Genomic DNA, 8645 nt, shown 5'->3' with positions numbered 1-8645 from the left:
GGTCGCATCGCATCTTTGATGCGATGCGACCTCCCCCGCAAGCGGGGGAGGTGGAGTCAGTGCGTCGTGAGATTGATCGAACTGACTGCATCATGCTCAGCCCATGCTGCCCGGCATGAAGCAGCGTGGCCTCGGGTGCCCGTCCAGATAATACGGCCAGACCATGGTGCGGCCGGCACGGTTCGGTCCGGCGACGACGGCCTCATCGGGAACGTCGACCCACTCACCCTCGAGGCGGACACGATAGTGGCCGTCCTTGGTGTCCCAATCGGCGTCATCGACACGCTTCGCGTCGCTGCCGTCGCAGCAGGGGCCCTTGACGCTGCGCAGGCTCTCATACCAGCCGTTCAACTCGGGTTGCTGGTGATCATGGGCCTGCGCCGGGCCGATCGCCGGCTTCGCCAAGAGGGCGGTGACTGCAACGAGCGTCGCACGCCAAAACCGTTTGTTCATCTGATCCTCAAATCCGGAAAGCCCATGACAGCCAACCCGGACATGGTCATCGGGATCAGGACATCAATAAAATGATGATCGTCATATCATCACATTCGTGAGAGCGCGGGGCGCTGCGGGAAGGCCGGGAGCTGACAAGCTCAGGCGAGCAGGCTCATCACCTGGTCGATCACGGCCTTCACCTGCTTCGAATCCGGCCTCTGGTGCGCGAGTGCCAGCAATCCGGCATGCACCACCATGATGGTGTGGGCGGTCACGTCAGGGTCGAAGCCCTTGCTGAACTGGGCGCGATCGGTGCGCAGCCGCGTGCGCAGCAGCTCTTCAAGCCGCCGGTTGTAGCGCTCGATGCTCTTGCGGAGCTCGACCTGGTCGAGCGAGCCGTCGGTCGCGGAATTGATCGACAGGCAGCCGCGCTGTCCCTTCTCGCCCGAGCAATAAGGAATGAAGCCGGTAAGCCACTGCTTGACGACGTCCCGCGCGGGCCCCGGCTGCGCCAGCACGCGCTCGGCCCAGCCGAGGATGCCGTCGTGATAGCGGTCCAGCACCTTCAGGAACAACGCGTTCTTGTCGCCGAACGCCGCGTAGAGGCTGGGTTTCGCGACGCCGCTCGCCGCCGTGATGTCGTCGAGCGAGGTCGCCTGAAAGCCCTTCTGCCAGAACATCTGGCGGGCGATTTCCAGGACATCGTCCGGATCGAAGCTGCGCGGCCTTGCCATATCCGTCTTTTATGTACTCTCGCGTCGGATGTGAAGCCTTCACCTTGCCGTGAAGGCAGGTCCGGCTATTGACGTAATCTCTATTCTGTACTTAGAAGTACATAATGAAATCGGGAGGTCACGCCATGAAAGCTGTTCAGGTCGTTGCGTTCGGACGTGCTGCGGAGGTGGTCAAGCTCAACGAGGTGCCGGACGTGGGCAGCCCCGGCCCCGACGAGGTCGTGGTCGCGGTGGAGGCCGCGCCGATCAACAATTCGGATTTCATGATCATCGCCGGGCGATACGGCTATCTGCCGTCGCCGCCGGCCACTCTCGGGATCGAGGGCGTTGGAAGGGTCGTCGCCAGAGGATCACAGGTGAGGAACCTGAAGGAAGGCGACCGCACGCTGATTCCGTTCACAGTCCCGACCTGGACCGAGCGGGTCAAATTCACGGCGTCATGGCAGCGTCCGCTGCCCGAGAATGCCGACGTCCGGCAGCTCTCCATGATCGGGGTCAACCCGGCCACCGCCTATTTGCTGCTGACCGATTTCGTGAAAGTCGCGCCCGGCGGCTGGGTGATCCAGAACGGCGCCAACTCGGCGACGGCCCGCGCGGTGATCGCAATCGCCAGATCGCTCGGGCTCAAGACCGTCAACATCGTCCGGCGCGAGGAGGTCGTGGATGAGGTCAAGGCGATCGGCGGCGATATCGTGCTGCTCGACGGGCCGGATCTCGCCAAGCGCGTCGCCAGGGAAACGGGTCGGGCGCCGATCCAGCTGGCGCTTGACGTCGTTGGCGGTTCATCCGTCTTGAACCTGATGAACTGCCTCGCCCCAAAGGGCGTGCTGGTGATCTACAGCGCGATGAGCGGCCAGCCGTTCTCCGGCTCGGCCTTGAGCGTGATCTTCAACGAGGTGTCGGTGCGCGGCTTCTGGCTCGGCCATTGGGGCAAGACTGCGACGGATGAAGCGTTGGCCGGGATGTACGACCATCTGGTGCCGATGGTCGCATCGGGCGCGATCAGCGCGCCGGTGGTCGGAACTTATCGCCTCGAGGATTTTTCGCAGGCGATCGCGCAGGCGTCGGCATTCAAGGGCAAGGTGATCTTCACGCCAAGCTAGAGCACGATGAGATTAGGTTGAGCTGTAAACCGCGCCGACGGTTCACCTCTCCGAGGGGGAGAGGTGGACCGAAATCGCGGCAAGCCGGGCAGCTAGACGATGGTCGAGAGCGTGAACGCGTGCCACGCACCCCAGTCAATGCCATCGTACGCTCGCACATACATGCTGTCAGTGCCGGTGGTGGCGCCGCCACGCATCCAGATGTCATCGAGGTCGGCGGCATTGACGTCGATCACGGTGCTGGCTGCCCAATGGGAGTTCGCAGAGGTCCAGAAATAGCCGCTGTTGGCGTTGCTGCCGCCATCCCAAAACTGGTATGCGGCCGCGGGATTTCCGTCGACGTCGGAATAGGACAACAGGTTGCCGACCTGGCTCCACTCGTTGACGTGCAAAGTCTGATTGCTGATCGAAGCGACGGGTGCGTGGTTTGCCAGGCTGGTCACCGTAAAGCTGTCCCAATTGCTCCAGGCGGTGCCGTCGAACGCCCTGACCCACATGGTCTCGGAGCCGCCGGCGGTGCCGCCTTGCACCCAGATGCTGGACAGATCGGACGCCGGAACGTCGATCACCGTGTTGGCTGCCCAGTGTGAATTGGCCGGCGTCCAGAAATAGGCGCTGTTGGCGGCCGAGCCACCGTCCCAGAACTGGTATTGGGTGATTGCATCGCCATCGGCGTCGGATGCCGTCGTCCAGTTGACGAGCTGCGCCCATTGCGCGGCGTTCAGGGTATGATCGTTGATCGTCGCGGTGGGAGCCGTATTCGTCGACGTCAGAGTAAAGCTGTCCCAATTGCTCCAGGCGGCACCGTCGAATGCCCTTACCCACATCGTCTCGGAACCGGTGGTCGAGCCGCCTTGAATCCACAGATTGGCCAGATCGGATGCCGAAACGTCGATCGTCGTGTTGGCAGCCCAGTGGGAATTGTCGGGCGTCCAGAAATAGGCGCTGGTCGTCCCCGCGCCGCCGTCCCAGAACTGGTATTTGGTGATCGTGTCACCTTCGGCATCGGTGGCAGTGAGCCAGCCCTGCGGTTTGATCCATTGATTGACGTGCAGCGACTGGTCGTTGATCGTCGCGACCGGCGCCGTGTTCGGCGTCGACGTCAACGTGAAGCTGTCCCAGTTGCCCCAGCCCGTTCCGTCGAATGCTCTGACCCACATCGTCTCGGAACCGGTCGTCGAGCCGCCTCGCACCCAGACGTCGGCCAAGTCGGCCGCCGAGACTTCGATCGTCGTGTTGGCGTCCCAGTGGGAATTGGTTGGAGTCCAGAAGTAGCCGCTGGTGGCAGACGTGCCGCTGTCCCAGAACTGGTACTTCGTGATCGCATCATGATCGGCATCCGTCGCCGTCAGCCAGCTGCTGATGGTAACCCACTGATCGATGTGCGTGGAATGATCGCCGATCGTCGCGACGGGGGTCGAGTTCGTTGACGTCAGCGTGAAGCTGTCCCAGTTGCCCCAGTCCGATCCGTCGAACGCTCTGACCCACAGCGTCTCGGCGCCGGTCGTCGAACCGCCGCGGATCCAGACATCGGCCAGCTCGGCCGCCGATACCTCGATCGTCGTGTTGGCGTCCCAGTGGGAATTGCTTGGAGTCCAGAAGTAGCCGCTGGTTGCTGACGTGCCGCTGTCCCAGAATTGGTATTTGGTGGCGGCATCCCCGTTGGCGTCGGTGTAATTCAGCCAATCCGTGGCTTGCACCCATGTGTTGATATGCAGCGACTGGTCGCTGATCGTGGCAACCGGCGTACTGTTCGGAATCGTCGTGAAGGTGAACGACGTCCAGGTACTCCAGGCAGTCCCGTCGAAGGCACGTGCCCACAGCGTTTCCGAGCCGCTGACCGAACCGGAACGCAACCACACCTCGGAGAGGTCAGACGCCGCGACGTCGATGATGGTGTTGGCGTCCCAGTGGGAATTGGTTGGAGTCCAGAAGTAGCCGCTGGTCGCGGACGTACCGCTGTCGAAGAACTGATAACTGACCGCGGAATTGCCATCGGCGTCGGAATAAGTGAGCCATGGCTGTATTTTTTGCCAGTGATTGGACAACAGGCTGTGGTTGCCAATCGTGACGACCGGTGCGGTATTGGCCATGGTTTGCGTCCTCGTGGGGTGCGCCGGTCGAGACCGGCTAATTTCCAAGGTGCAAGGCAATCAATTTTGGACCGTGAGGCGGGCTATTCCTGGTCCAGTGTCATTCGGCTGGGATCAGCGCATTCCAAAGAAATCGTTAATATCAAAATCAGGATCGCAGAGTTTGAGTGCAGCATCTATGATGGGTGTCACACCCATCGGTTTACTCGCCTGCGGCAAAACGTCATAGGTATCCGGTTCCGAACGGCCTCGCCCTGCCGTTGCGGCTTGAGACGCGCCCGGCTTGCCGTTACCAGTGCGGCTCGGATGCATCTGCGAGTCATTGGTGAAGACCGGATCGGACCGCGCGAGCCGACGCAAGCAATGCCCGGCGCATTTGGAGATAGGGAACGTTCTCATGGCGAACACGACGGCGGAGCTTGAAGCGCTGCTGATGCAGCGATCGTTGACCGATCCGCAGCTTCTGGCGACGGCGGAGGCGGCATCGGACTTCCGGATCCTGCCGGATGCCACGGTGATCAAGATCGGCGGGCAGAGCGTCATCGACCGCGGCCGCGCCGCCGTCTATCCGCTGGTCGACGAGATCGTCGCGGCCCGCAAGGCGCACAAGATCCTGATCGGCACCGGCGCGGGCACCCGCGCCCGGCACCTCTATTCGATCGCAGCCGGGCTTCGGCTGCCGGCCGGCGTGCTCTCGCAGCTCGGCGCCTCGGTTGCGGACCAGAACGCGGTGATGCTGGGCCAGCTGCTCGCCAAGCACGGCATCTCCGCGGTCAGCGGCGCCGGGCTTTCGGCAGTGCCGCTTTATCTCGCCGAGGTGAACGCCGTGATCTTCAGCGGCATGCCGCCCTACGGCCTCTGGATGCGGCCGGCATCCGAGGGCATGATCCCGCCCTACCGCACCGACGCCGGATGCTTCCTGGTCGCCGAACAGTTCGGCTGCAAGGCGATGATCTATGTGAAGGACGAGAACGGCCTCTACACTGCGAACCCCAAGACCTCGAAGGGCGCGACCTTCATCCCGAAAATCTCGGTCGCCGAGATGAAGGCCAAGGGATTGCAGGATTCGATCCTCGAATTCCCGGTGCTCGACCTGCTCGCCACCGCGCGCCATGTCCGCCAGGTGCAGGTCGTCAATGGCCTCGTCCCCGGCAATCTCACCCGTGCGCTTGCGGGCGAGCATGTCGGCACCATCATCACCGCGAACTGAGCAGAGACACGACCATGGATGACACCATCAAGCACGTCGCTTCGCCGCTCGCGCGCCAGACCCTGCTCGACAGCGATCTCACCCGTCCGGTTGCCGGCGGGCGCCCGATCCCGCTGCTGCCCTGGGTGCAGGTGGTGAAGATCGGCGGCCGCTCCATCATGGATCGCGGCCATGAAGCGATCCTGCCGATCGTCGCCGAGCTGCGCGCACTGCTGCCCGAGCACCGCCTGCTGATCCTGACCGGCGCCGGCATCCGCGCCCGCCATCTCTACAGCGTCGGCCTCGATCTCGGCCTGCCGGTCGGCTCGCTCGCGCCGCTCGCCGCCAGCGAGGCCGGTCAGAATGGCCATATCCTGGCCTGCCTGCTCGCGCCGGAGGGCGTGTCCTATATCGAGCATCCGACCATCGCGAGCCAGCTTGCGATCCATCTCTCCGCGGCCCGCGCTGTCGTGGGCAGCGCGTTTCCGCCCTATCACCATCATGAATTCCCGGTCTCGCGCATCCCGTTGCATCGCGCCGACACCGGCGCGTTCCTGATTGCCGATGCGCTCGGCGCCGCCGGCCTGACGATCGTCGAGGACGTCGACGGCGTCTACACCGATGATCCGAATGGTCCCGAGGGCAAGAAGGCGCAGTTGCTGCGCGAGGCCAGCCTCGCCGAGCTTGCGAAGCTGAAGGGCACGCTGCCGTTCGATCCTGCGCTGATCGAGGTGATGGCCAATGCGCGGCATATCGAACGCGTGCAGGTCGTGAACGGCCTCGTTCCCGGCCGGCTCACCGCGGCGCTGCGCGGCCAGCATGTCGGATCGATCATCCGCACCGGCGCACGGCCGGCCTGATACGGCCGCAATGGCCGCGCGCCGTGTTTTGCGGCGCGCGCCAATCCACTGCGATGATGGGGCGGCGACTACTTGATCGTCGCGTGCACGGTGATGACCGAGGTGCCGGATGCCTTCGGCCCCTGGCCTGTTGCCTTGATGGCAAACGTGTCGCTGCCCTTGTACTTGGCCTTCGCCCTGTATTCGAAGGTCGATGCGTTGATCTTCTTCAGCTTGCCGTAGGCCGGCTTCTGCGAGATGGACGAGTCCGTCACCGTGCCGCGGATTCCGATCGGGATCTGGCAGCTTTGGCCTGACGCGACGTCGATGTCGCCGGACGAATTCTCGCCCCAATCCGCCAATGTCATCGACATCGAGCATTCCGGCACGGGCTGCGCCGAAGACGCTGGCACGACACTTGATGCCGCAAAGATGAACGCCGAAGCGGCTGCCGTCGACAACCGTGTCGTGACGATACTCGTTTTCATGCAAGGCCCACTGCTGAAGGTTCTCGGCGCAGAAATCCTGCAACGTGGGAGCAGGGGTGGCAAGGGCTTCGCCTCGCCCGCGCGACATGTGTTGAAATGCCTGGGCGCTTGTTGCGTCGTTGAAGCGCCCCCATACTCATCGCAGCCTTGATCTGATCGGGGCAAAGGCGCGCGTGACAGGGAAGGGTTCCAATGGCTGAAAGCAACGACGGTCAGGCAAACGCTCAACCAGCCGGGTTTGCCGGCGTCACCCGCAAGACCCTCGAGCGTCTCGCTTTGCCCGGCGATGATCGCGAGCTTGTCGTCGCCGAGGTGACCTATCCGCCCGGCGGGGTCGCTCCGCTGCACCGCCACCCCGTTGGCGGCGTGGTCTTCATCGTCGAAGGCGTTGCCGAGTCCGCCTATGGCGACGAGGCGCCACGCCAGTATCGGGCAGGCGAGACCCTGCAGGATCGGTCCGACGTTCCGCACACGCTGTTTCGCAATTGCGATCCGGACCGGCCGCTGCGCTTCCTGACGATCTACGCGCTCGAGCCCGGGCGCGCCTACACGATCGAGCCGTGAGGTTGCGAAAAGGCCAGAGGCAAAATACTACCGCTGGCTCGCTTGAGGTTTCGGGTTTGCGCCAGCCAGCGGAGGTGGAACGGCGAGCAGGAGGCAAACCGATTCCACCAGGAGTTCATGTGCACGGTCGACAATGTCGTCCAACGAACTCGTCTTCGCGAACATGGCCTGGGCTTCAGCCAACAACCGGTCACGCGTTGGTATGCTGGGCAGATGCAAGTCGGCACGATGCTGCAACAGAGCAAGCGCTTCCCGCACCGACAGTCCGGTTTCGTGGACCGACGATTTGATAGCCAGCGCGATGTATTCGGGATTGAAGCGACCAGCGAGCTGCTCAGCCGTTCGCTTGATCACACGCGATCCCAAGCGCTGCTCATTGCGCAGGACCTGCATGGGCGGCGCCTTCAGATCCCAGACAATGCCGAGCCAGGACAAGGCCACCAAGACATAATAGGTCACGTCAATCTCCCACCACCGGAAGCCTTGCCGCGCACTACTTTGATAGGCGTGATGATTGTTGTGCCAACCCTCACCCATCGTAAACAGAGCCAGCAGCCAATTGTTGCGGGAGTCATCGCCCGTAACATACCGCTTGCGTCCGTGAACATGTGCGAGGGAGTTGATGCAAAACGTTGCGTGATACAGCAGCACGGTGCTCCAGAAGAAACCGACCACCAGCCCCGGGCATCCGGCAATGAGGAAGCACAGACCTGCGACCACGATCGCCGGCAAGACCTCCAATCTGTGCAGCCACATCAACTCCGGATATGAGGCGAAATCCGAAACTTTCGTCAGATCCGTTGCATCGTGCTGTCGATAAAAGATCCACCCGAGATGACTGTGCACGAAGCCTTTATGCCCCGGCGAATGCACATCCTGCTCGGTATCCGAATGAAGATGGTGATGTCGATGTTTCGCGGCCCACCAAAGGACGCTTTTCTGAGCGCTGCTTTGGGCAAGGAATGCAAGGATGAATTGAAACGTCCGGCTTGTTGAGTAAGCCCGGTGCGAGAAGTACCGATGATAGCCGGCGGTGATCGCAAACATGCGCAGCCAGTATAGGGCGACGCAAATTGCAGTCGCCTGCCATGAGACGCCCGTCCAGACCGCCGCCAGACATCCTGCGTGCACCAGCAGAAACGGGAGGACCTGCGGGTACATGATGTCGTCGTGTTGCTGATCTGGATCGATATTGGTGGA

Annotated in this window: 10 protein-coding genes; 4 read left to right on the top strand and 6 right to left on the bottom strand. The window is 62.7% G+C overall.

What is annotated here, in order from left to right:
- Positions 1-96: 96 nt before the first annotated feature.
- Positions 97-453, bottom strand: coding sequence for a hypothetical protein (locus AC1VNY_RS37450; RefSeq protein ID WP_482408926.1), 357 nt, complete (start codon positions 451-453; stop codon positions 97-99).
- A 140-nt stretch (positions 454-593) separates the two neighbouring features.
- Positions 594-1169 (bottom strand): TetR/AcrR family transcriptional regulator, encoded by a 576-nt coding sequence (locus tag AC1VNY_RS37445; RefSeq protein WP_482408925.1) that lies wholly within the window; start codon positions 1167-1169, stop codon positions 594-596.
- 125 nt (positions 1170-1294) lie between these two features.
- Here AC1VNY_RS37445 and AC1VNY_RS37440 point away from each other — a divergent pair, with 125 nt between their 5' ends.
- Positions 1295-2272 (top strand): zinc-dependent alcohol dehydrogenase family protein, encoded by a 978-nt coding sequence (locus AC1VNY_RS37440; protein ID WP_482408924.1) that lies wholly within the window; start codon positions 1295-1297, stop codon positions 2270-2272.
- Positions 2273-2364: 92 nt separating this feature from the next.
- Here the strand turns inward: AC1VNY_RS37440 and AC1VNY_RS37435 are convergent, their stop codons facing one another.
- Both AC1VNY_RS37435 and AC1VNY_RS37430 read right to left on the bottom strand, forming a co-directional pair.
- Positions 2365-4365 carry a hypothetical protein gene (locus AC1VNY_RS37435; protein ID WP_482408923.1) on the bottom strand — a complete coding sequence of 667 codons (2001 nt, stop codon included), beginning with the start codon at positions 4363-4365 and terminating at the stop codon, positions 2365-2367.
- Positions 4366-4479: 114 nt separating this feature from the next.
- Entirely contained in the window at positions 4480-4677 is a 198-nt protein-coding gene (locus AC1VNY_RS37430; protein WP_482408922.1) for a hypothetical protein, read from the bottom strand.
- Between the two features lie 85 nt (positions 4678-4762).
- On the opposite strand from AC1VNY_RS37430, the gene AC1VNY_RS37425 reads away from it, so the two are divergent.
- Both AC1VNY_RS37425 and AC1VNY_RS37420 read left to right on the top strand, forming a co-directional pair.
- Positions 4763-5575, top strand: a complete 813-nt coding sequence (locus tag AC1VNY_RS37425; RefSeq protein WP_482408921.1) for an amino acid kinase family protein — start codon at positions 4763-4765, stop codon at positions 5573-5575.
- Between the two features lie 14 nt (positions 5576-5589).
- Positions 5590-6414 carry an amino acid kinase family protein gene (locus AC1VNY_RS37420; protein WP_482408920.1) on the top strand — a complete coding sequence of 275 codons (825 nt, stop codon included), beginning with the start codon at positions 5590-5592 and terminating at the stop codon, positions 6412-6414.
- A 68-nt stretch (positions 6415-6482) separates the two neighbouring features.
- Here AC1VNY_RS37420 and AC1VNY_RS37415 read toward each other — a convergent pair whose 3' ends face one another.
- Positions 6483-6767, bottom strand: a complete 285-nt coding sequence (locus tag AC1VNY_RS37415; protein WP_050385270.1) for a hypothetical protein — start codon at positions 6765-6767, stop codon at positions 6483-6485.
- A 306-nt stretch (positions 6768-7073) separates the two neighbouring features.
- Here AC1VNY_RS37415 and AC1VNY_RS37410 point away from each other — a divergent pair, with 306 nt between their 5' ends.
- Entirely contained in the window at positions 7074-7445 is a 372-nt protein-coding gene (locus tag AC1VNY_RS37410; protein WP_482408919.1) for a cupin domain-containing protein, read from the top strand.
- Positions 7446-7472: 27 nt separating this feature from the next.
- On the opposite strand, the gene AC1VNY_RS37405 is transcribed toward AC1VNY_RS37410, so the two are convergent.
- Positions 7473-8606 carry an acyl-CoA desaturase gene (locus tag AC1VNY_RS37405; RefSeq protein ID WP_482408927.1) on the bottom strand — a complete coding sequence of 378 codons (1134 nt, stop codon included), beginning with the start codon at positions 8604-8606 and terminating at the stop codon, positions 7473-7475.
- Between the last annotated feature and the right edge of the window lie 39 nt (positions 8607-8645).

Source organism: Bradyrhizobium ferriligni (assembly GCF_056837965.1).
The sequence above is the reverse complement of the archived record's forward strand: the minus strand, read 5'-3'. Positions and strand labels throughout refer to the sequence as shown.